The 25,166-nt window shown below is 35.4% G+C and carries 22 protein-coding genes; all 22 read right to left on the bottom strand.

Annotated elements, in window-relative coordinates:
• Position 1: 1 nt before the first annotated feature.
• Positions 2-1,081, bottom strand: a complete 1,080-nt coding sequence (locus H7U17_RS07515; protein ID WP_394353716.1) for an efflux RND transporter periplasmic adaptor subunit — start codon at positions 1,079-1,081, stop codon at positions 2-4.
• A 361-nt stretch (positions 1,082-1,442) separates the two neighbouring features.
• Positions 1,443-2,519 (bottom strand): 6-bladed beta-propeller, encoded by a 1,077-nt coding sequence (locus H7U17_RS07510; RefSeq protein WP_222439158.1) that lies wholly within the window; start codon positions 2,517-2,519, stop codon positions 1,443-1,445.
• Between the two features lie 384 nt (positions 2,520-2,903).
• Entirely contained in the window at positions 2,904-3,230 is a 327-nt protein-coding gene (locus H7U17_RS07505; RefSeq protein WP_186756041.1) for a hypothetical protein, read from the bottom strand.
• Positions 3,231-3,507: 277 nt separating this feature from the next.
• Positions 3,508-5,607, bottom strand: coding sequence for a hypothetical protein (locus tag H7U17_RS07500; protein ID WP_186756040.1), 2,100 nt, complete (start codon positions 5,605-5,607; stop codon positions 3,508-3,510).
• A 40-nt stretch (positions 5,608-5,647) separates the two neighbouring features.
• Positions 5,648-7,546 carry an O-antigen ligase family protein gene (locus H7U17_RS07495; protein WP_186756039.1) on the bottom strand — a complete coding sequence of 633 codons (1,899 nt, stop codon included), beginning with the start codon at positions 7,544-7,546 and terminating at the stop codon, positions 5,648-5,650.
• Positions 7,547-8,076: 530 nt separating this feature from the next.
• Positions 8,077-9,006 carry a BF3164 family lipoprotein gene (locus tag H7U17_RS07490; RefSeq protein ID WP_186756038.1) on the bottom strand — a complete coding sequence of 310 codons (930 nt, stop codon included), beginning with the start codon at positions 9,004-9,006 and terminating at the stop codon, positions 8,077-8,079.
• A 177-nt stretch (positions 9,007-9,183) separates the two neighbouring features.
• Complete coding sequence (locus H7U17_RS07485; protein WP_186756037.1) at positions 9,184-9,456, bottom strand: hypothetical protein; 273 nt, start codon at positions 9,454-9,456, stop codon at positions 9,184-9,186.
• Positions 9,457-9,601: 145 nt separating this feature from the next.
• Positions 9,602-9,775 carry a hypothetical protein gene (locus H7U17_RS07480; RefSeq protein WP_186756036.1) on the bottom strand — a complete coding sequence of 58 codons (174 nt, stop codon included), beginning with the start codon at positions 9,773-9,775 and terminating at the stop codon, positions 9,602-9,604.
• A gap of 808 nt (positions 9,776-10,583) precedes the next feature.
• Entirely contained in the window at positions 10,584-11,135 is a 552-nt protein-coding gene (locus tag H7U17_RS07475) for a hypothetical protein (protein ID WP_186756035.1), read from the bottom strand.
• A 179-nt stretch (positions 11,136-11,314) separates the two neighbouring features.
• Complete coding sequence (locus H7U17_RS07470; RefSeq protein ID WP_186756034.1) at positions 11,315-12,388, bottom strand: aryl-sulfate sulfotransferase; 1,074 nt, start codon at positions 12,386-12,388, stop codon at positions 11,315-11,317.
• The gene (locus H7U17_RS07465) at positions 12,381-12,797 is read right to left on the bottom strand and encodes a hypothetical protein (RefSeq protein WP_186756033.1); all 417 of its coding nucleotides are present in this window, start codon (positions 12,795-12,797) and stop codon (positions 12,381-12,383) included. Before H7U17_RS07465 ends, H7U17_RS07470 begins: the two co-directional genes overlap by 8 nt.
• Before the next feature lie 7 nt (positions 12,798-12,804).
• Complete coding sequence (locus H7U17_RS07460; RefSeq protein WP_186756032.1) at positions 12,805-13,920, bottom strand: DUF4221 family protein; 1,116 nt, start codon at positions 13,918-13,920, stop codon at positions 12,805-12,807.
• 101 nt (positions 13,921-14,021) lie between these two features.
• Positions 14,022-14,270, bottom strand: a complete 249-nt coding sequence (locus H7U17_RS07455) for a hypothetical protein (RefSeq protein ID WP_186756031.1) — start codon at positions 14,268-14,270, stop codon at positions 14,022-14,024.
• Positions 14,271-14,397: 127 nt separating this feature from the next.
• Positions 14,398-15,318 (bottom strand): sulfotransferase family protein, encoded by a 921-nt coding sequence (locus H7U17_RS07450; RefSeq protein WP_186756030.1) that lies wholly within the window; start codon positions 15,316-15,318, stop codon positions 14,398-14,400.
• Positions 15,287-15,634 carry a LytTR family DNA-binding domain-containing protein gene (locus H7U17_RS07445; RefSeq protein WP_186756029.1) on the bottom strand — a complete coding sequence of 116 codons (348 nt, stop codon included), beginning with the start codon at positions 15,632-15,634 and terminating at the stop codon, positions 15,287-15,289. The genes H7U17_RS07450 and H7U17_RS07445 overlap by 32 nt, the downstream gene beginning before the upstream one ends.
• A 954-nt stretch (positions 15,635-16,588) precedes the next feature.
• The gene (locus H7U17_RS07440) at positions 16,589-17,770 is read right to left on the bottom strand and encodes a 6-bladed beta-propeller (protein ID WP_186756028.1); all 1,182 of its coding nucleotides are present in this window, start codon (positions 17,768-17,770) and stop codon (positions 16,589-16,591) included.
• 347 nt (positions 17,771-18,117) lie between these two features.
• Positions 18,118-18,663, bottom strand: a complete 546-nt coding sequence (locus tag H7U17_RS07435; protein WP_186756027.1) for an REP-associated tyrosine transposase — start codon at positions 18,661-18,663, stop codon at positions 18,118-18,120.
• A 172-nt stretch (positions 18,664-18,835) separates the two neighbouring features.
• Positions 18,836-19,930: a BF3164 family lipoprotein gene (locus H7U17_RS07430; RefSeq protein WP_186756026.1), complete on the bottom strand. Its 1,095-nt coding sequence runs from the start codon at positions 19,928-19,930 to the stop codon at positions 18,836-18,838.
• A gap of 14 nt (positions 19,931-19,944) precedes the next feature.
• On the bottom strand, positions 19,945-21,027 hold the full coding sequence (locus H7U17_RS07425; protein ID WP_186756025.1) for a BF3164 family lipoprotein: 1,083 nt from the start codon (positions 21,025-21,027) through the stop codon (positions 19,945-19,947).
• 492 nt (positions 21,028-21,519) lie between these two features.
• On the bottom strand, positions 21,520-22,686 hold the full coding sequence (locus H7U17_RS07420; protein ID WP_186756024.1) for a 6-bladed beta-propeller: 1,167 nt from the start codon (positions 22,684-22,686) through the stop codon (positions 21,520-21,522).
• 213 nt (positions 22,687-22,899) lie between these two features.
• On the bottom strand, positions 22,900-23,238 hold the full coding sequence (locus H7U17_RS07415) for a hypothetical protein (protein ID WP_186756023.1): 339 nt from the start codon (positions 23,236-23,238) through the stop codon (positions 22,900-22,902).
• Positions 23,239-23,398: 160 nt separating this feature from the next.
• Positions 23,399-24,577: a DUF4221 family protein gene (locus tag H7U17_RS07410; protein WP_186756022.1), complete on the bottom strand. Its 1,179-nt coding sequence runs from the start codon at positions 24,575-24,577 to the stop codon at positions 23,399-23,401.
• Positions 24,578-25,166 lie beyond the last annotated feature (589 nt).

The raw sequence follows: 25,166 nt of genomic DNA, 5'->3' as shown, positions 1-25,166 counted from the left end.
GCTATTCTTTTTCTTTGACGATCTGTACTGGTGCTTGGTGAGCCAACTGCAGGTTATTGCTGGTGATGACCGTTTCCCCATCCTTAATCCCATCGAGGACCTCTATCTCCCGGCCATTGTCCTTGCCCACCTCCACATAGTTCCACTTGGATTCCTCGCCATTGAGGGTAAAGACCACCGGACGACCTGAGCGGTAGACCAGGGCCTGCTTGGGTACGACCACATTATCATTTTGCGGGGCACGGATCACTGCCCGGGCATTCATCCCGGGAAGTAATTTTTCTCCTTTTTTAAGTTTGATATTGACTTCCACCAGGCCATTTTCATCCACCTTTGGATTGATGCTGCTCACCCTGCCTGATAGGCTGCCCGTTCCTGCAGCAACAGGATATACCTCGGCCTCTTGGTCTAGGGAAATAAAGGGGATGTCCGATTCCAGCACCTTGACCCTCAGGTTCAGTTCCTCTGTACTAAGGATCTCACAAAGCTCATCTCCCGCATTGACCAAGCTACCGGGCTTAAGCTTCAGGTCAGCCACCTTACCCGATATGGGTGCTTTGATGGTGGACTTTTCCAATTCCAGTTCTGCTTCCTTCAGTTCGATTTCAGCCGATAGCAAGCCACTGCTGGCCTTTAGCTGCTCTTGCAGTTCCGCAATCTTTTCTTGGTCATCTCCTTGCATGATGGTGGAAAAACCCAGCATTTCACTATTATAGTTGGCCTGGGCATTTTTCAGTTGCACCAAGGCTTTTTCCTTGCGGAAGAGGTTATCCGCATTATCCAATTGGGCCATCAGGGTCCCTGCTTTTATCGTCTGTCCTTCTTTGAGATCAAGTGCTTTGAGATAGCCTCTCCTTTCGATAAAGACTTTGACCTGCTGGGCGGCCTCCACCTTGCCCGAGGCATTGATCAGGTAATCAAAGGAACGCTTTTCTGCCTTGGCCACGGTGACCTTGGTGGCAGTCACTTCATTCCTCATGGATTCCAGGGGAATCTCTTCCTGTTTTTCACCCTTGCTGTCACAGGAAAAGCAGAGCGGAAGGGCTAAAAATGGCAGTAAAAAATATGGTTTTAACTTCATAGATTTCATATAAAACTTTCGAAACCTTAATTAACTAAATCATTAAGTAAAAGAAAAGAAATTTGGGGGAGATATAACCTTATAAGTCAACATCTCTAGTCCAAATATACAATGCTAATCTCATGACAACTGGAATTTCAAAACACCTAAAAAGCTGGGATATGCGACGCACTTTTTCATGAAAGCAGCCCCCATCGATAGATTTCAGTTTATGACAGGGCAAAATCCGTGGAACATGCTCATAGTAATAGTTGCCTCAATTATTTTATACATTTTCAATTTCAAATAATCAGATTTGGTTTTAATAAACAGAAAGTTATGGATTCAACCTTAAACTTAAGAAATCACCCTTTCCCTGATTCTATTTCAAATTATAGACTCCCATCACTATAGCTGTTTGCTCGCTGATATCATCAACTATCCTTAAAAAATTATCATCTACTTTTTGATTCCTGTCTGACAACCCATTAAAATGATTTAAGAATTCCTCAGGTTGATGAAGAGTAAAAATTTTATTATTATACAAGCCTTTTATGGCCAAATAAGGCAAGCCAAGGTCAATATCATTTTCAAAAAACACACCAGCATAAATAGTATCTTTTAATTGATCATAAATCATTGTTTTTTTTACTCCTTCATACCTATAACTTGTAACCAATCGTCTTCCATCATAATGGATATTCGGACGATGATAAGCATAATTCTCGCGATAGGCGGGATCATTCAAAATATTATCTACGCCGTATTTTTCAAAATCTTCCAAAGGATACTTTTTATTACCAAAATCGAGTGCAAAAGCCTTTTTATATTCCAAATCCTTCAGCGAATAAATGGTATCGCAGAACGTCATTGAAAACAATATTTCCCCATCCACTACCTTAAGAACATCTCTTTCCGCAAAAAAAGGAATATTATCATTATTGACCCTATCTTCAAAAATAGGGGTGATTTCCTCCAAATTCCATTTCAAAAGAGAATAGTCAGAAAACTGATCATCTACCAATTCCTTAGCCATATTACTTGGCACGTAAAAAAGAAACTCATTTTCCCCCAAAGACAGAAATTTATAAACTCTTAAAGGAAGGAAAAATTCTTCTATAAATCTTCCTTCCATATCAAATCGTATAATCTTGTTAGGAGATAGAATATCAATGGTATTGTTTTCAGGATTAAGTGAGACATCGTTAATCTCAATATACTCACCTGGCCCTCCCCCCAAATGTTTAATAGATACCTTATAATTTCCCTCAGCATCAAGCACCATAACTTGAGCACTTTGATAGAAATCTCCTAAAATCATATTCTGGTCATTTACCAAAAACTTATCAACTTTTCCAATATAGACCGAATCAGGGAGATCAATTAATTTATATTGGATTCCTTCAAACATCTCACTGAGTTTAGCTCTTGGGTTTTCTTCGGGCTTAAGAACCTTCATTTCTATTTCTTGTTCTGAAAAACTTGAAGGCGACTTAGAACAGCCAAACAAACATATTGCAATAAGACAAAAATAAATCGGTCGCATTATTAGATATTAAAGTGGTTTTATGCTTTTTCTGTAGGTGCTTAATTTTGCAGATGCAGAAATAATTTGTTTACAATATTCTTTATTTATCTTTCTTTACTTTAATCGTAAATACTAGATAAGGATGCTATCCCATGAGAAAACTATCGGATATGTACAACTCATGAGTTAATTCAATTGGACTAAAATCAATAAAATTCTTTGATTTTAGTCCAATTGATTAAGGAAAAGCCCTACACATATCATTTCAATGAAACAAAAAAATAAACTTCATTAATCAAATATGGTAAAAGAATTTTATGGACGTGGAACATCACACAATTCCTCACAAGGGACTTGTTGCCAAACATAGCATGGAAAACTCCCTGTATATCTACACTTTTTAACAGTTTCAAAACAAAGCACATAATATTGGTCACAATCATCCCATTCCAGGAATAATTCTCCCCCACCCCCTTCGCTTTGCGCATAGGCTTGGTTCCCCAATTCCACCAAAGTCAGTGAAGGCAATAACTCATCCTTGTCGAAATCCAAACTGACCATTACATTAAAGGCCAACATTAGACCAAAAACTCCAGCAACTGTCCATTTTAGCCAATTGCTTCTTTTAAAAGATTTTTTCATGATAATTGTTTTATAAATGAAACAATAAATTAACTACTATAAACCTAAGACCTATTCCAGTCTGTTTTCGGGGAATCTTGGGGAACTTTGAGGAATATTGGGGAGATATTAGATTTGAGACGTTAGATTTCAGACTGAAGACTATAGACAAAAACTTAACCACAGAGGGCACTGAGGTGAGGCAGAGATTCTCTGGTTTTTTATAATTATCTTTACCCCCTTAAAATTGTCTTTGTTTGTTTTGCTCTTTCCTATTAAGTGGAGAAAAGAGTATAACTTACCACCAAATCTGCTCCCCATCCTCAATGGTAAATATCCTTTCTTCCTTTCCTTCTGTATGGTTTCTCAACCAGAGCAATGCTCCTTCAGGTATATTATCGTATATCAACTTTCCATCTTCTACCTGTTTCATACCCAAGGATTCCCATCTATCATTCCAGAATAATAATTCATAATCCATATTTGGATATACTCCATTCATATCAGTTCTTGGCACATAATGAATTTTTGAAATTGCCTTAGGTTTTCTAAAATCCAAACCATACCATACTTGATCCTCATCACTAATGAATTTTTTATAATCCGAATAGTAGGTATAATATTTTGTCGTATCGCTTTTCCTTCTCACCAATGTAAAGCTCAAAAAATCCTCATCAAAAAGGGCATCCATAAACTCATCATTGACTCCTGCTGAATAAATATATTCACCCTTCACCTTCTTTTCCCCCTCACCTGTACTTTCATAAAATGCCAGTTCAGCCAAATCATATTTAATGTCTTCCTGAAGCTTAGGATACTTCAAACGGTAATATCTATATTGGTCCTTATCTAGTTCAATTACTTCCCCGTCCAAATTCTCTAGATTTGAAATGGTGTATAAAGTCTGTGGATTTCTAAAATCAGGGGTATTTGATGCTTGAAACTGGCTTCCTTTTAAAAATTCTGCAGCTTCTATTAAATGTTGCTTAGGTGGGAATTTCCTTTTCAGGGATACCGACACCCGTTTATCCTTGGCTTTTATAAACTGAAGGCTTCCGTCTTTTTCCAATACAAAAGGCTGTGAAACAGCTGTCATAATGCCATTTCCTTTATCTTCCATTGCCAAGTAAACGACCTCTTTACCATTGATATTTTCAAAAACTACCTTACCGTCTTTAATCCTACTCCAGTCCACCGGCAACCAATTATTCCTGCCGGTGGCACGAAAAACGCATAGAAATACGATATTATCCGCATTATCCATTTCATCTTTGATATCCAAGGAAATATCAAAAGTTGATTTGGTTACTTCTTCAGTAATATCCTGCCAGCCCAATACATTCATTTGGCTTTTTGCTATGAAAACCTTTTCGTTTAAATCTTCGGGCTTTACATGGCTTGTCCGATAAAGTTTCGTGACTTTGTCCCCAATATCAATTTCTTTTTTGGGAGCATACTCAGACACCCCATTGAAGTATTTCCATGTCCCATCTGGACAAAGGATCGTATTACTTATATGATCAAGTCCCGTATTTCCATATTTATTCCAATACACTTCCGCAACAGGAAGCCCTATGGACCGCATGGCATCCAAGACCAAATTAGAAACACTGACACAATTACTGGTAATCTTACATTCATACATAAATTTTCCCGTCAAGAAATGAGGGTAATAATAGAATGCCTTGTTCCCTATAAAACCTTGTTTTCGCAGATAAAGATTAAGAGACCTGCAAACTTCAACAGGATCTTCATTATTACTTAGGGTATCTGCAAAATGCTTAAACTTATCGTAAAAAAATTTACGGGAACCTTTTGACTCAAATCTACCGGCAATGTTAGGTAAAATATAATGACAAAAATCCTCAAAGCTATATTTTCTGGCCCATGGAAATTCCCAAGCCTTAAAAGCATAATCAATATTTTCTATAATAATGGATGAATTCACAGATTCAAGTTCCCGTTTTGGAATGGATCGAAAAGATGACAACACCCCATACTTCCTCTGGAGCCCTTCCATGGCACTATCAAGGAGCTGCTTCCTCTCTTCCTTGTTCCCATCCGATTCCTTTCCTCGGTAGTTACTCAGCATCACCTCTATTTCATTTTCTAGCTCTTTTAACTCGGTAGTATGAGGAACCTCATATATAAACTGGAAAGGCAGCACACTGGATATCATAAATTCCGCCGCTTTATACTTCAAGCTATCTTTTTCATTTTCAGAATAGTGGTTTAGCACTTTTTCTAATTCAGCTCTATTTTCCCCAGCGACATTCAAGGCCCATTCCAATTCTGGCTTGTCCTGATGGCTACAGGAAAATGCCAATGTCAGCATACAGAAAAGAAAAATCCCTTTACCTGCAAATACAGACCAGACCGTGGTTTCGCGTCTTTTCATATATGTACGTTTTCACTCTATATTCATCATTCTAAATTCATTACTCCCCTAATAATCTCCTCATCTCCTCTTTTATTTCCCTTACCGCCTGAGATGGCACCTTAGGATCCTTTTCCACTAGATAATGCGCCAGGGATTTCATTTTCTTCTCTTCTCCCATGGTATGATAAAGGTTTGCCAATAAGTACTTGGGATAAAAGCGATCGGGCAGCATATCTGCACCCAATTGATAAGCTTGTTCGGCCTTATCAAAGTCTTCCAAGGCCTTATAACTATCGCCCAAAGCCGTTTGGATAATGGTATTACTTAAATAATTCGAGGCTTCCTCTAGTATCACCACTGCTTTGACATGCTTTCCAGACACCGAAAGGGCTTTGCCATAATTACATAAAAACTCTCCTTCCCGTGCAAAAATGGGGAATGCCTTTTCATAGTGTTCCAGGGAAATGCTATAAGCCCCTCTCTCATAAAAATTCAAAGCATCCTTCCAATTTTGTGTTGCTTGATATACACGGCTTGCATGCCATATAATGGCAACAGCTAAAATCATACTCGCTCCAGAAACTGTCCACCAGCGCAACCGTTGTCCCGCTGAACACCTTGCGGGACGTTTTAAACAGGAAGCTCCTGACTCCTCAATTACTTGAGTTGAAGATCGCATTTCCTGAGGTCCCGGGGCAGAGACCCGGGACAACGAAAAAGGTATTTTGAATACTTTTTTACTATTCCCTGCCAGAATGGCTAGATAAATCACTCCACAGATCTTAATCGGTAAAATATGAGAAGGATAAGAAAACATGCCAAAAACCAATAAGGAAACCAGACCAGCTTGGGCTATTCGTGCTTCTAAAGAAGTAAAAAGGTTAAAAGATCCATTCCCCTTTTCTTCAGCTTTACAACGAATCAAACCCGAGGGCTGCATCTCCCCCTTAAGGGGGATGGGGGGTGAGCGAAAGGCTACAACCAACAACCCCACCACCAATACAAATCCCACCAATCCCTGCTCTACTAGAAGTTGTACGCCCTCATTAAAAGCATAGACCACATCATCTGCCAGGGGAATAGCTAAATCATCAGGATGTTCTCTAAAATAATCTGCCTGGGCTTCCATATAGCCTGCCTTAAAGCGGTCAAAGCCAATCCCCAACCAAGGGTTCTCCATTATCATTTTCCAAGAAGCCTTCCAAATCAATAGGCGACCATCTGCCGAGTCTTTTTTGACTAAATAAACTCCAAAAAGGACCAACCCCATCACCACCAATAGTAATACAGCTGCCAATCCCCTTTTAATTTTGCCGTCCACAATTCGGAATAAACTGTTGTCCCGCCGTCTCTGACGCGGGACTCCAATTCCCAAGAAGGTACTAGAATTTCTTTTCCAACTATATCTGTGGTAAGCCAAAAAACCACCAGAAAGCATCACCGCCAACCAAGCAGCCCTAGAATTTGCAACAGGCAATACCAATAAAATGCCCAAAACAGTGGCCAAGGAAAGATACTTGACCACCCCCTTTACCCATGACCTGACCTTCGTATTATACGTCATGGCGAGTCCGACGGAGGAGAGCGAAGCCATCCCGTCATCCAAAGGAATTCCTTCCTTCTTCAAGCCAACGGCACCATGCCCTTCCTTATCCGTATAGAAATACAGTCCTAAAGCCACAGGAAATATCACCGCCAAATACCCTGCATAAGGACCTGGGTTAAAAAAACTTCCCGTAACTGAAAAACCTGAATGTAAAGAGTGATAAACACCGTATAACTGTAGCTCTCCGTAAATTACCTGCGCCAGTCCACTTAAAACAACTGCTATTAGAAGGCTTATTTTATTTTTCGAATAAATCCATCTAACTAACAGATAAAACAGCCCTAATCCAACCAGATCGCTTCCTTGAAAAGTGATGCTATAGGTTTCTTGAATTAAAGTACTGTTAATCAAAAAGTAAACCCCTAATAAAAATAAAACAACATCTAAAAGGCTTAACCTTAATTCATTTGGAATCTCAATTTTTCTAAAGGCAATTATTACACATAACCATACTAAAAAAATTAGAAGAAATAAAGTTTGTCCTGATTGATTAAAAACCGCAGAATTACCTATTTTACTAAATGGTATTAGAAATACAAAAAGCATAGCAGGCAAAACAAAAAAGTAATTCAAAATATTATATCCCATTCTCTCTATCAAACCGCAAAAATAAATTAACCCCTAAAAATGATTTTTAGTTTATGTATCATTAAATAATGACACATAAACTTTATCCCAACAAAAACGACCCCATAGTAACCTAACAAACTCCTACAGTTTTCTAAGTAAATTTTCATCGTTAGTTTCACCAACTGTTTTTAAACTTTCCCAAGTTCAAAAAATAATTAACCAATTCTATTTTGGTACTAATACCCTTTTTAGCTGATACTTTTGACCTCAATTAATATTGTTTTAGAGTTTCCATTAAAAACATAAAAGACCTATAAATCAAACCGATATAAATTGGCTTTACCATCATCAACTGTTCCAATCAAATAACTATCATTCTCAGAAACTGTAATGGATGATACCTCTCTATCCAATTCTATTCTCTTTATAAAGTTTCCGTTCCAATCATAAACATATACCCATTTACACAAGCGGTATTCCTCATTCTTGTTTTTTCCAGAATACAAAGCATAAATAAATTGATCACTTGCAACCGATTTTTGATAACCATACATATTATCCGAAGAAAAGTCAACAGAAAGAATATTCCCTTCTCCTCTTTTTTTAAACTTAGGAGTTGTCAACTCAGCTCTCTTTTCTAAAATTAGACTATCTTCTTTCAATTTAAAAATGTCAAATCCCATGAAATTATGTGCTCCAAAAAAGACTTTTGATCCATCAGGTTTTAACACCAAATCGCCCTGAGAAGCCATTGCTAGACTTTCATTTGCATACTCACTTTGAAATTCATTCTGAAAATGATAATCCATATAATAAAATTTCGGCATAGTAGTACCAGGAGATGTTAACGCATACTTCTTATCAAAAAAACCTACACCTAAAAATCTATTGTTTCCTATATTGATCACTCTCATAAAATTTGGATCAAAGTTCTTCAATTGAAGTTCACATTCAGCTTCCTTATCATTGGATTTCTTTAAAACCTGATCCAAACCAAATTCAAAATAGGAAAACTTTTGCATACAATAAACCCCTATTTTATTTGGAGCCCCTGGCACCCTTAAAACTGAAGAGATCCTATTCAGTTCACAGGGTCCCTCCCCTATTTTTCCAAACCGTGAGACCATCTTATCCTTTGCAATGTCTATGATTGAAAAAACATAATTCTTGTCAGGATCAACAACATACAATAGCCCTCCATATTGATACATAATATTAACTCTCAAAATTTCATCGCTCACACTTAACCTCTTGCCAAAAACTTTAGTTTGGAGATTAGAATTAGATATGCGCTTGTTCTCTTTATTTGAACAAGAAAATAAAACTAGAATAAATAATAGGTGAAAATACTTCTTCATAACTCTCGTCTCAATTCAAATGATATGCATCTACGGAAAATATCCGTAGATGCATAAAAATTAATCACATGATTCCTTAGGCCCCGTGTAATAATGGGTTTCATTCCCTACAATTACTCTTTGGCAAGTAGTTTCATCAGTATTGTCACAACTTACACAATCTTCATCTTCCCCCACTGCATAAGCCTGATTACCCAACTCCATCAATGTCAAGGAAGGCAAAAACTTACCCTTTTCAAAATCTAAACTGATCATTACATTAAAAACCAACATAGCACCAAAAACTCCTGCCACAGTCCAATGCAGCCAATTACTTTTAAAAGATTTTTTCATGATAATTATTTTTGTGAATTAAACAATAATTTAACTTTTACAAACCTAACCAATAGCCAAACTAATTTTCGGGTAAACTCGAGGAATATTGGGGAATATTGGGGAACTATTAAATTTATCAAAATCAAAAAACTGATTCTCCCCCTTATCCCTTTATTATAGGAGCACCTAGCTTTTCATTTATTTTCTGCTGGTCTGCCGGAGAAACCAATCCCTTGGGCAAATGAATATCTGCTTTAAGCAACATAGATCTGAATGTTTTCCTATCCACACCATACTCCGAAGCCATCTCACTCCTTGTCTTAAATTTTAAATGCATTGGCGACCGATTTTATAAAATTGAAATATTTAATTTTCTATTATTAATCTGAAACTAGTTTTAATGAACTTGACCTTCAGGAAAAATATATTCGAAACAAAAGAAAAGCTCCCAGAAAAAAAATACCCCATCTGGGGTATTTTTTTTCTTAACGAAATGAAATACAATATCTAGAACTTAAAAAGCAATAATTAATAAATTTAAATCATATTAAATGGAATTATTTTCTTTCTATTCGAAAGAAAACGTCATATTTCAAAGGTTTATTCAAAAAAGGATTTGATTCCAAGAGTTATTATAGGTTTCACTTCTGCTTTAAGACCATTTCACAAAATTCATTCAAGCTGTGAAAACACTTGTTCAACCCACCAAAAGCTTTGTTTAAAGAAAAGCGTACTTATGGGGTTTTATGGACTGTTTTTAATCAATAGACTTAGGAAGCCTCTGAGCTAGCTTTATTTCTATTTTGTCCTTGCTCCTTGTTCTTCAATCTTGATAAATCCGCATAAGGTTATTCGTGTAAAACGGAAAACCATATTATAATGTAACATTTTTAACGGTCCTATTTAACCCGTATTTAACCCCTGCTTAAGCCGTGTTTATCCCGTGTTTCTCTTATCAGAGACTTAAGGTTGTCTCCTTCTTGAGTCTCAACTGGGTGTAATTTGCAATTACACCCTCCTATCTGATACCAATCTTAATTGAATTGTTAAACGTACCTCACCAATAATCGACCTCTATAAGACCTGCTAACCAAGCTCCATAAAGTCAGTCAAGCCTATATTATTATTACCGCCTTATTTGATCCTTACTTGATTACAAATCCCCACCAGGCTTCCAGCTGTAACCAGCTCACCTTTTCTTCGGCCAATTTATCTGTAATGATCTTTCTTACTTTATGCGTCAATTCAGCTATTTTCTCTTTTATATATCCCAACTGTTCCACTTGCAACAGATACAGATAGACACCACTCCATCCATTCCAAATGCTGAGGTCATACTGATTTAATTCCCGGATTTGCATCCCCTTGATGAGGTGATCCAGCTGGTCGATAGAAGCAATAATCGCTTCTTTATACCGCATTACTTGAAAGGAATCTTCTGAAAAACTTTTATCCTTAAGGCGAAACAGAAAGTACATCTCTATTCCAGGCAATCCTTTGGAAAGAGTAATTTCATGGCATCTGGCACCAAAAAGTACCTTTATCAGGGTGTCTTCTGGCTCTGAGAACAACTCAAAAGGGTTTTCCTCAATTTTTCCTTTTTGACTAAGGTAATTAATCAGGGATCCAATACCTGCCAATCCATTTCCATACATTAGGCTTGTTGAATTAGTAACCTGTCCCAGCAATTCTTCCAAAAAAGAATAAGAAACTTCCTCGCTATAAAATGGATCACTTAATTGTGAAACAAATAGAATTACTGAAGATTTACCTTCAATTAATCCAAGCTGATCTGAAAGGAAAAGTTTAAGTGAACATTATTAATCAAATTATTCATTAATACTTTATCAAATTTTAAAGAGGAATGCATTTGTTTTTAAAGAATAGGAGCGATTTTGATATATTTTCTACCATTATGACTAACAATAGAAAAATAATTACCGTGGGAATCCAAATTCATTACATATTTGTCGAGTAGAACTTCCTTGGTTCCTTCTCCAATCTTCTTTGTGGAAATCAGTCCTTTAAAGGGAAGAGAAGCAGTGTCTCTTTGATATATGTGATGATGCATAAATATCGTGTTATTACATGTCATCGAAACATTTTTCACATAATCATTAAAAAATGAGTTTTTCTCAATTTTAGACAAAGCTCTATAATTTGATATTTCGCCATCATATCCTTTGTGAATTTCATAATTTTTATAATCTGAAGGAACTAATTTTACTCTTCTTATTTCCTCTCCTTTAGGATTGAAAACCCTAACTGAATTATTTATGTCCTCAAAGACATAGATTTTGTTATCCATAGAAGCAATTTTCACCTTCGAAGCTGAGTAAGCTAGTTTCATCTGAGAAATTAATTTTATTAATCCATCATTTATATTCAATAGGCTTAAACCATATTGTTGTTTATTTCTGCGATTAACCCATAATAAAACAAATTCCGAATCATTCAACCTAACTATAGACTTAACCATTCTTTCCTTTTCAATATTAAAGGTATGACTAGAAACAACCCTACCTTTATAATCAACAATTTTTAAACTATTATTATTTTGTAAAAAGTAAATTCCATCATCATATAAATGAAACTCTTCAGTACTTGTTGTGAGAATCGCTGGTCCTGACTGCTTATTTCCACGAAACTTATTTAATGAACTTTCCCAAATTATATTTCCATTGTTTTCAATTGCATAAAAGTCTCCAAGCATATCCACAAAGACATAAAAAACACCATCTTTATACCCCCCTTTGAAATTAAACCGAAAGTATTCTGGCTTTTTTATAATCTCAGTTATATCAACAGAATCGACAATTGGCAATAACTCATTATTAATGCATTCTATATCCTGTTTACAGGAGATCAATGATAAACCAAATAATGTTAAAAAGAATAATATCCTTAATCTAATAATACCTTTAATTAAAAACCCGAATTTATTACTCATTATTATTATCTGTTATTTGACTTGAATGGTTGACATTTCTACTCTTTAGTTCTCCTTCATTAAAATAATAAATAATTGGTGTTCCTTTAAACAAGCCTAATTCAAAAGCTCTTCTGCCTGAATCGATAACTACTCGTGAAAAGAGACGATCCCCCACCTCATTTCTAAATAGCTTCGTTTTTTTGGTTATCACCACAACTTTTACATTACCAGTCCTTGAAAACTTATCTATCATCCTTATAAGATCATCATGACATGAGTCGCATTGATCCCAAGAAATAATAAATAGACTTTCAGATTCAATTTTATAGTGTTCTTTTAATGAATCAAGACTTTTACTTAACGTTTTCTCCTCAAAACTACACTGAGAAAAAATCAATGTTAAAAATATACCTAAAAAGATTTTCATGGAAAAATCAGTTAAAAACATCTATAGTTACCATATCTTCCGCAAGGTCCTCATTCCAATAATTTGTCCTTGGAATATTTAATCCTTTTTTGGTAATAAAAACACAATTCAAATCATAAATTTCTTTTTCAAAAACTGTTTCTGAAAGTCTATTAAATTCTCCATCAAACTTAATTATACTAAAAGCACTCTTAGCTAAAGCATTGATATCGTAATCCCCCTTGGGATCATACCCCCTAGGCAACCTAACAATTCGGTAGTATAAGTTTTTGAACTTATCGTAAAGGACCCTTCCATAAGAACCATATTCTATGCACATTTGCATAGAATTGAGTTTTCCAGGATATACTTCAAAGCTAGGTATTTCTTCTATCTCTTTACTTTTAGCTAGAACTTTGCTATTTAATTTATAATTATTATCATAAATAAATAAGCTATCAGAACCTGCAAAAGAATAAATCCAATTGCCTTTTTCATCAATTATCCTTGAGTAATTTGTATGATATGTAACCCACCCCTTTTTTAAATAGCTTGAAGGATAATGCATTTTATCAGGAAAATCAAGCTGATTATCCTCCAAAATAAATTCTGATGCAAGCAAAACACTTTCATTTATATTTTCTGGAACCTTAGTATCAAGCAAAGGCAAAACTGAAAAATACAATTTTTTATCTTTAAAATAACTGGGAGCCGATGGCACAGATTTATGGTTGACAATACCATGAATATCATTCTTTGGGACGGGCGGAGAAAAATGGGAAAGTACCTCCCCTTTACTGCTCACTAAAATAGTGTTTTTTACATGACCTTGAGGGAACACAAAAATTGAATCGCTTGAATGGACAAAAAATCCCTGCAAGTTTGTAATAGCATGTGGGCCTTCATCAGGAATCCCTATACGTTTAACAAACTTTGCGGATGTCAAATTATAAATTTCTAATGCACTGATCGATTTGTTAAGTACATAAATAAAAGTGGAATCTTCAATTTCAAAAACTTGATGTCTTAAAAAGTCAATGGTACCTAAATCATCCGTTTTAAGTTGGATTTCATCTGTTTTTTCTAAATTTTGTCCATTTCTAAATATATTTTCACTTTTCTTCCTAGAATTATTACAAGCCAAGAGCGTAACGATTAAAGCAATTATAACGGTGCAATTCCTCATATATAATATTTATTTAAAAGAGGGTATATTGGATAACTATACCCTCTATTTGATTTCTGTTAAAACAAGATTCTACATGAATCAGGGTCACCACCGCATGATCCATCTCCAAAATCTGTAGATTCGTGATACCCGAAGGATGATCCGTCTTCATTTTCACATATCCAAGTACCTGGGCTAATTTCCTCACATGTCCACCCACCTCCTGTGGTCTGTGCCTCAGCATCAAATACATGAAATACACCTACTCCCATAGCTGCAACACTAGCAGCCATTACTACTTTTGATAAATTTCTTTTCTTTTTCATTTTAAAAATGGTTTTGATTAAATAATTTATTTATCGGTTCTAACCTATTAAATAATACTATGGAAATGAGAAAGTGTAACTAAATAGCCCGTGAACGTCATACCTAAACTTGTGAGTGTAAGTATTATTATAATTTAATTTTACTAGAGACTCTATATGGACTAAAGGCATTATACATCTCTAGTTCAAAGTGATCAAAAATAATTTGGATCCGCTCTTTTTGCCTATAATCAATGGCATCTATATTTTTGTAAAGCTGCATTAAAGGACTGCTGTCTAGTCCATTCAAACTGGTTTCGCTTGCAGCCCTAAAGGGAATGAATGACATTACTTCTGCAATATTTTCGTAATGAATAACTCTCTCTAAAATGAAACGGATTTGCTTCCGGGGATCTAGGAGCAAATCTTCATAATAGATAACTTCTACTAAATCCTGTAAACCAAAATTATCCAATAGTGGCATATTGTTGATACACCAAAGAATGATTTTGTACTCCAAATCATTATTGGCATTTTTCAGTATATCTCTATGCTGCAAAAAACGGGTATTATTGATACCTGAGGGGATGTTTCCATAGTCTTTGTAGCCATTTCCAAATGCCTTTAGCTGTGAGAGGCAGGTGTCAATGGGATGACGCAGTAGCAATATGGGCTTATGTCTGAATTTAATATTATGACAGATCCAAGGAATCAATAAATTGGCTCTAACAAACTTCGTCAAGACGATCTTTCCATTTACTATACCTTCCAATGAGTTCTTGCCAATGGTCCATTCGGAATATTTTCGAAGGGACAAAATATCTTTAATTAAATCTCCATGTGCCTCATGCTTATCATCTAAAGGAATATAAGGACGATCTCCCCAATTAAATTCTCTTGGCACCACTCCTTTTTCCATATGTAATGGTTCCCAATTGATAATCGCATTGGGTATATGACTTAACAATTCCATCAGCCAAGTGGTACCACTACGTGCTTCCCCAAAAATTACCAGACCATCCTCTGGAAGCAAATTCTTATTCGCTAAAATTGAGCCTATTCGATTCATATTCATTGATTGCTTTTCTTATTATTTTCACTTTTCTGTGGGATATTTGATAGATCAATTGATCATCCATACGGATAGTCCTTTCTTTGAAATTGACCACTTGAACTTTATTGAGGTTAACTATGGTATTTCTATTGATCCTCAAAAAGTAACTTGGAAGCTGCTTCTCTATTTCACTCAATGCTTTACTATAGGAAAAGTCCCTTTTCCAAACCGTACGGCAAGTCAATAAATAATCATTTACTTCCAATGAAAGAATAGCATCTATGGGGATTTTGGCTATTTCTAGTTCATTTTTTAAAATAAGGCATTCCATGTTTTTATGTTTCATTAAAAACCTGACTACAGCACAAGAAAAAAAAAATAAGCATGCTATAAAATACCCCATCTGGGGTATTTTTTTTTCTGAATGAAGGGAAGTACAATATAGAAGACTTAAAAAGCAATAATTAATAAATTTAAATCATATTAAATGAAATTATTTTCTTTCTTCTCGAAAGAAAACGTCATATTTCAAAGGTTTATTCAAAAAAGGATTTGATTCCAAGAGTTATAATAGGTTTCACTTCTGCTTTAGGACCATTTAACAAAATTCATTCAAGCTGTAAAAACACTTGTTCAACCCTCCAAAAGCTTTGTTTAAAGAAATGCGTACTTATGGGCTTTTATGGACTGTTTTTTATCAATAGACTTAGGAAGCCTCTGAGCTAGCTTTATTTCTTTTTTGTCTTTACTTCTCGCTCCTTGTTCTTCAACCTTGATAAATCCGCATAAGGTTATTCGTGTAAAACGGAAAACCATATTAAAATGTAACATTTTTAACGGTCCTATTTAACCCGTATTTAACCCCTGCTTAAGCCGTGTTTATCCCGTGTTTATCCCGTGTTTCTCTTATCAGAGACTTAAGGTCCTCTGCTTCATAAGTCCTAGAAAATTAAAGGGAGATCCTTTCCATATTTTTGTAATAAGCAGCTTAAGAATCCTTCTTTCCGTCATAGCTATAAGTCAACATTTCCCCAACTATAAAGTAGCTGAGAATGGATTTTAGATATAAAACGCTAGACTCTAGTAAGCCGACACATCATAACTCCAATGTCCTACCTAATACTTAATAACTAATAAACTTGAGTCAGGAACTCAAATTTGACTATTGCTGAACCCCGACTGGGTGTAATTTGCAATTACACCCCATCTATCCTTACCATTTTATAATAAACCTAAGTCACCAATAACCATCATTCCCGCATTTCAAAAACAGCAATTCCCTCTATTAAGATTTCAGCCTAAGCTTTACTAAAATCCAGCCTTCATCTTTTAACCCCTCTTTATTTTTGGAAAAGAAATCATGCACATTTCCTTCTCTAATTTGCACTTCTTTGCCTGAGTAAGCTTCAAGGTATTCATTATAGAAACTGATGGAATTTTTAAGGTAAAAAATGGCATTCTCACTCAATGTCCATGGAAACTTCAATTTGATTTCATTAAAGTCATTGGTTGGATTGACCGTTTGATCTGTAAGCTCCAGTTGTTCGTTGAGAAAGATAAGATGGTGATCCTTTCCTCCCTGCTTTATATAAAGCAAATTTGTATTCCCGAAAACCCCAAACAAATCAATCCGCTCAACATAATCCCTTTCATATATTACCTCATTTTTCTGCCTCCTGTCTAGTTTTCTAAATTCATCATCCATATTATGCTTTCCAAAATCAAAATAAACCAGAGAATCCAGACGACCAGTTTCTTTATCAAACACGGCTATATTGGTGGAATGGGGGATAGTGTATAAAAGCTTTTGGTTCATTTCATCGATTACAAAATCATTTCTTTTGCTGTATTTCGTCAAATTCTCCAAATTACCGGGGATGTCCACAAAGGTTTCTTCTTCACCAGAGCTTAAATCTTTCCTTAGAAAATTATGGTTTCCAAATTCAGGATTATAGTCCAAAAAATATAGCATATAATCCTCCCCATAATAAAAGGAAGTATTATTGAAGTTGTTATTCCTTTCCAGAATAACCTTTCCGCTATTGTCAAGTGTCAAATCCTTGGAGAGATAAGTATCTTGGACAATCATATTTTCACCTACAAGCTGAAAACCATCTGGCTGAAAAAATTCATTGGGACCTTTTCCTTGTGGAAGGAGTGCATCCAGAAAACTTCCCTCCTTATCAAAAATAAAAATACTATTTAGGGTGTAATCAAGAACGTATATTTTTTCATTTTTAAACTCAAAATTATAAGGTGATACTAAGGGCAAGGTATCTTGGGATTGTAAAAAAATAAATTCAGGTGGTTCAAAATAGTCTGATAAATTCCCCTTTCTGGAATCATCCAAATCTATTTTCACCTGAAAATAATCTTCATTATGGTCCTTGTAGTTACATGATAAGGTAAAAAAGGATAGTAAAACACAAGTAATTTTGAATAGGGCTTTCTGTAATCTAGTCATCATTTTTCTTTTAAAAAGTTTCTTTACCTAGGTGTAATTTGCAATTACTCCCTTCTATCTTCTACCATTCTTAATTGAATAGTTAATCCTAATTCACCAATAATCGACCTCTATAAGACCTGCTAACCAAGCTCCATAAAGTCAGTCAAGCCTATATTATTATTACCGCCTTATTTGATCAATACTTGAATTACAAATTCCATGGATAGAAAGGTGTAGATACAATCTACACCTAGTCATTATATCTTAAAAACTCAGCTGGTTGTTATTTAGGTCTGACCATGCTGGGTGTAATTTGCAATTACACCCTCCTATCCGATACCAATCTTAATTGAATAGTTAAACCTAACTTACCAATAATCAACCTCTATAAGACCTGCTAAGCCTGCATAACTTCTTGCACTGGAATACAAATAATCCTCAGGCTTTTCTACGATGCCCGCACTAACCGGATTATTATGGATGTAATTCATTCTACTTTCAATCATTTTCGGGTTATAAAGTTCTATAGCATGATTTTCATGAGTCCAAAATTGAAGCTTATCTGACCTTTTGTTGGAGTTTGCATGATAATTAAAAATCATTTTTAACCATTCTCTTCTACTTCCTTGATGATTATTCAAAATCATCTTGAGTAGTTTTTTGCTGGTAAACTTTTTAAAATCACGAACCCAGTCCGATAAGCTTCCATCTTTTTGTTGGACCACTAAATGAAGATGATTGGTCATAATCACATAACCATATAAATACAGCCCCTTTTCTTCCCTGCAATAAGTCAAGTTTTCCAAGATAAGATCCCGATATATTTTTCTTGAAAAAACAGCTGCCCAGCCTACCACTTGAAAAGTTAAAAAGTAAGACATTTTTTGGTCACTGATTTGATAAGCTTCACCCATTATTACAAAAATTTTGATCAACACTAGAATTACAAATTCAACACATAAATAAAAGTGTAGATGCAATCTACACCTAGAGATTGAATCTCAAAACTCAACTGGGTGTAATTTGCAATTACACCCCATCTATCCTTACCATTTTATAATAAAGCAAAGCCACCAATAACCATCATCATTCCGGCAGTTCAAAAACAGCAATCCCAGGGTCTTCATCCACCGTTATACCATATATTTTACCACCTCTTTCATCAACTACAAAGGCACTTAAAGACCTATCGATCTTATAATGATCCTTTATATCGCCTTCAAAACTGAAAACAAAAATGTCTTCAGCAATTTTTCCTTCTTTTAAAATCTCTTTTCTAGTATGTCCAGAATATAAGCCATAAATAAATTGATCTCCAATATAGACATCTCGGTAAGCTTTGGGATTGTCTGCTTCAAATATCAAAACATTTGAGTTTCCCTTTCCTCCTGATACAAAATGGTATTTAGGAATCTCATTCCTAGGCCCATCGATGGTATAAATTTTACCATTTCTTTTATGAAGAATCTCTACATGGTCCCGATTGTATCCAACATTTACAAAGATGTCCTTTTCTCTATTTCCCTTGAACCAACCATGATTCAATTGTCCCATATTAAAGTCATTTAGTTCCTCGCCCACATCTAAATCCTGCCACAGGCCATAGCCGGATAATCGTGTTCCATCTATTTTAAATTCCACAAATTTGTTTGGATCATTGGCCATCCGACATACTACTGAACTATCCGAACTCCAAGCCATTGCTGTGGCCATAAAAAAACTCTCATCTTGCTTTATCTGATATTCAGAAAGATTTTTCTGATCATAAATATTAAATCTAGAAAACCGTTTTTCGAGTGCTGAGTATATCCATAATACACTGTCTTCTCCACTTGTATCGATTCCATAAGCATCAGAGATTTCCCCTGGCCCAAAGCCTATTTTTCCCTTTCCAGAGAAATACTTCATCTTTTCCCTATTGATAATATGAACTGGAAAATCATCATCATCTATCCTTCTACTTTCCCCAATAATTAGAAATTCATTTTTCAATGCTATTTTCTTGGGATTTTTCAATTCCCCAAATTCATATTTTTCTCCTTTCAAGGATTTAATATTGGATACAGATTCAAAGGAAAATGTCTTATTAAACTTAGATGAGCCCCTATTCTCTGAGCAGGAAAATGCTGTCAGAAAAAGTAAAACAATGGCTAAAACAGATCTGAAATTATTGACAATCATATAGCGTATATTTCTTAAGGCATTTCAAAAACAGCAATCCCGGGATCTTCGTCGGTAGTAATGCCATAAAGCTTGTGTTTTTTCTCATCCACCACTAGGTTCTGGAGAGACCGATCTAAACTCAACGAACGCAGGATATTACCTTCAAGATCAAAAACAAAGACCTCAGTAGCATTTAAACCTGTCGAATTGATCTCTTTATTTGTCCTTCCGCAGTACAACCCATAAATGTATTTATCTCCTACAAAAACGTCCCTGTATTTATATGGCTCATCCCTATCCATAATCACAGAGGTCGAAGCTCCATTTGTACCTTTGGTGAGGTGGAATTTCGGGACTTGATTGACTGGCCCATTTATCACGATGATCTCTTTGTTTTTTCTATTCAATATCTCAACTCTATCACGTTTGACTCCCGCTGCTACAAAGATGTCTTTCTCTAGGTTTCCACTCAGTCGACTAAGATGAAGATCACACATCATATAATTATTCAAATTTTTAGATAGTGGAAAACTTTTCCAGTCCCCAAATCCATTCAATCTATTTCCATCCATATCAAATTCCACAAATCGGTTGGGATCATTTGCCATTCTACATATCAAAGTATTATCAGAAGACAAAACCATAGATATGGCCATATAAAACTTTCCGTTTTGCTTAATTTGATTTTTAGAAAGTCGCAGCGTATCGTCAATATTAAATTCAGAGAACTTCTTTTCTGAAGCACTATACACCCAAAACACATCTTTTTCATCTCCAGCATCCAACATATAAGCATCTGAAATTTCCCCAGGACCAAAGCCTATTACTCCTTTACTTCCAACATATTTCCAATTGTTTCTATCAATTATATGTACTGGGGGAAGTTTCGAATCAATGCGATTGTGCTCACCAATGATCAAAAATTCACCCTTAACCATTATCCGCATTGGGCGCTTTAACTCCTCAAAATAATACTTCTCGCTTTTCAAGGTAACCTTTTCCGTAATATCCTCCTCGGTGAAGTACTTATGGTTTTTATCTTCGCTCTTTTCACTATCACAAGCCCCCATCATGATGATTACCACACTAAAAAATATCCTCAACTGTTTTATCATAAAGTAATTTTATTGGGTCAATTATTTATTCAAGTTCATTTCTTTCCTACTTTTCTCTTGACACAAAGAGTTAGAGTAAATTGTAACCACAGAGGGCACTGAGTTTCCACAGTAGTCGCTGAGTTTTTGGTAAAAATTCAACCTTGGTGGACTTTGAGCTTCCCTAGGGAACTTCGTGATAAAAATCCTCCTATTTGACACTTCGTACATCGTACTTGATACTTTCATCTTGCTACTAGATACTAAATCCCCCCTTACATACTGAAAAAAAGCCAAGCAAAACAATCAATGCCAAAAGTCGGTTACAAAAAGCAATCATAAGTTTCTAAAAGTTAAACAACAATAACGTAACACTAAGTTATAAAACTAATTGTTTAATCAAAAAAATCAAATCCATCGAATATATAAGAAACTGGAATTATTTAGCCGGCTTAGGCATTCCTAGCTTAAGTGAAGCACATTGTCTTTCAAGCCTCTTACCCCTACCATAAATCACTCTTTTTTAAACGAATAGGAGACCATATAAAGGTCCTCATCAGTGATATCAAATCCTTCAAGGGCTTTACTACCGGATTCGAAAAAAGTTTTCAAGCTATGTCCTATTAAAATTGCAATAAACTTCTGGCCTTTATCATGATAATGAAAGGCTGGTGGCAAAATGCATTTGTAAGCTATTGATACCGCTCTGCTGGTACAGTGCAAAACTTTATATCCATCCAATTTATCAACTATAATAAAATATATTTTCTTATTCTGTTCAATGTTAAATGCGATATACCTTTCCGTTTCATAAAAACCTGAATAGAGCTGAAAGAATTTATCCATTTCTGAAGTGCTGTACGGATTATAGTCTCTTTCCATCACCTCTTTTGCCTCTCTTAATACCTTTTCATAGGTTTGATTATTAGGAAACTGAACACGGTATTTCGGCACAAAGTCTTTTTTGCTGCTAAGTTGATAAATAGTATCCGAGTAAGCTTCATAGAAAAGAACATCTCCCTTTGGAGTCACTGAAAAATTATTCATTAAGACTTTTAAACAAGGTAACTTTTTATATTTAGGCCCATCCTTAAAAAATTTATTGACCTCTTTTAAGTCCTGATCGAATAAACTCACCCTAAAATTATCCGGATAGTTTAATCCAAAATTTGAGTAAAAACAATATACCCCAAACTTTGATGAATATACGCCATTAGAAATACTATAATCCATTTTTACTCGATCCATAACCTGGCTAGAGCTATCAACCAATACAAATCTTCCTGCCCCCCCTTCGTACAACATCAGATAATTATCTTTCCCAATTAACACTGTATGGACATTATTATATTTATCCGGTCCATCTCCCACATCAAGTACTTGGTTTTTGAAACTGCCATTTTCTCCAAGCTTTATAATCCTATTGCTTCCATACAGATCAGCAGCAATAAAATCTTCATTATTAGAAAGAAAAAAATGAGGATTACCTATATAATGGGATAAAGGTATATCCAGCTTTTTGACCTCAACAAATTCCAATATACTATCCAGATTGGCGGCACTTTTAACCTGATCAGGAATTCGAATCTCAATTAAATTTGACTTTCCGTTGTAGGCTTCCTTTTCCTTGCATGAATAAATACAGCCCAGTACAAAAAAAGAAATGATTATATTCTTCAAGACATACATCACTTTATATTAAAAATCCAAAGCTATCTTTTGTTAGAATAGCTTTGTTCGTCCTCTGTTGTGCCCAGAGCTCAACTAGTGAATAAGACTTCCTAATTAACAAATACTGAAAAAGGAGATATTACTCCTTGAATTCAGAAAAAATTATGAAATCATTTTTCTGAACAGTCGATTTTATTGATAAGTGTTGAGCAGATACTAATCTTAATTTTCTTTGACCATATTCATTCTACCCGCTTTCCTTAGATTTCCAAAATCCCCACTCAGCTCACAAGGTCCCTCTCCAACCCTTCCAAATCGAGAGATAACCCTGTCTTTAGCAATGTCTATTATGGAAAAAACATGTTTTTTGTCAGGATCAACAATGTATAATAACTCCCCATATTGATACATAATATTTACCCTTAATATTTCATCACTCGATTTTAATCTCTTCCCAAAAACTTTTGTTTCAAGGGTGGAATTATAGACACTCTTACCCTCATCTTCTTTACAAGAAAATAACACCAGAACAAACAATAATAGATAGAAATAATTAGTCATAACTTTCACTTCAAATGATCAGTATTACTTAGCTAGGGCAAAAGCTCAAAATTAAAATTACCATCTGCCTCCATGGATCATCACAACAGGTATCTTATTAAACTTAGATGATTCCTTTAACTGGGAGTAATTTGCAATTACACCCCTTCTATTCTTGCTGCTAATTTCCAGCCTCCACAGACTCAAACAAATCAAAGCTTAAATAATCCTCTTTGTTCCTTGGGTTGTCCGCATGGTTAATGGATAAATAAAGTCCTTCTTTGCTGATAAAGGCATTGTTTGGATAGTATTGCTCATCCTCCAACAAGGTCTCTCCCAATACATTCAAATCCTCATCCAATACCATTATCGAAAATCGCTCCGGATATTGCCTTAACTTAAGAACTTGTTCATCGTTTTCGACCTCCACCTTTGGATAACAAAAGCGATAAAAAACCTTTCTGTATGGATCATATAAAAGACTCCCATAGTGTGGAGAAGCAGAAAAATATTGATAGCTTTCAAACCTATTGCCTCCTAAGGGATAATTTTCAAAATCGGACTTGATATACTTGCTGGGGGCCTCTTTTGCTTTCAGCTCTTGGCCTTCCGCATCAGCATAATACAGCTTATGATCGGCAAATAAGGAATAAACCATTTTTGTAGGGGAAGCCGAAAAACTCGCTTCAAAATGCCTTTTTCCCTCCTCTAGATAATTCTCTGGATACCGATGTGGTAATAACTCCACCTCTCCGTCTTCTAAATCAATAAGGTAAACAAGATGCCTTTTGCTAAGTTCCTCACCGGTTATAACTTTATGGTTTCCATCTACGTGCGTCTTCACAATCATCTTCCCATCCCTGATCACTGGAGGGGAAGCAAAATGAGAGGTAAGCACAAATGCTGCTGTATGATAAAGGGGCACTTCATAACTGATTTCCTTTTTGATCACCCCCGAAGTATCTGTCAAATAGATTTCTCCCTTGTTTTGGGGAAACAGAAAAATGCTATCCAGGTTATGCACATGGAAGCCAAATACCCGACCAACGCCCTTTGGCCCTTCTTTTTCAAAAGTCAGTGTTTTGTACAGCACTTCCTCCTCTAAGTCAAATATTTGCAAGCTATTCGTCTTGGGATTGATATTAAAAAGCACAGGTGGATCAGATGGATAATAAGCCAGTCCCATACTCAGGTTTGGGGTTTCAGCATCCAAAGGCAAGCTTATGGTACTTTCTTGCTTAATCAGGGATATTTCCCTTTGTTCAGGATTACCATTTCCTTTTTGGGCATCACCCTTACATCCTGAAAAAAAGCCAAGCAAAACAATCAATGCCAAAAGTCGGTTACAAAAAACAATCATATAACTTCAAAAATTAAACTAAAATAACGTAACACTAAGTTATAAAACTAATTATTTAATTTAAAAAATATAGGATGTTTTCTGATTTCCTCCCTAAACTAAACTAAAACGAAAAAGGTGTAGTTGTAACTTTGCACATATCCTCTCATAAACGAAATATTCACCGAAATCTATTATTTGGCCTTTGGAACATTCGGTTTTGGAACGATTGAGGAGGGCGTTAAGAAAATGAGCTAGCTCGCGTTGTGGAGGGACAAGCGTAAAAAAACAGTCAGTGACTGATTTTAGCGAGTAGCCAGCTTGCAGGGCAGGTCCTCTCGTTTACGAGGTTATTTCCGCACGCTAAAGAGCCGGTCCCGATCAGTACATTAGGCCTAGATCCGCTCATATTTAGCCCGTAGCAAGTCTTCCAAAATCAAATTGAGATAATAGTACCTAATCGAAACCGTATTCGACTCAATTTGAAGAATGCTCCACGGTCTAGATTTTTTGCACCCTTTTTCATCAAGGGAAAAAGTGGAAAAGCTTAATAATAAGTTAAACTTTTGTTTTTTCAGCTATGTGCAGCATAGTGGACACATATAAAATT

Origin of the sequence: Echinicola salinicaeni (assembly GCF_014280965.1) — a bacterium.
Classification (GTDB): Bacteria; Bacteroidota; Bacteroidia; order Cytophagales; family Cyclobacteriaceae; genus Echinicola; species Echinicola salinicaeni.
The sequence above is the reverse complement of the archived record's forward strand: the minus strand, read 5'-3'. Positions and strand labels throughout refer to the sequence as shown.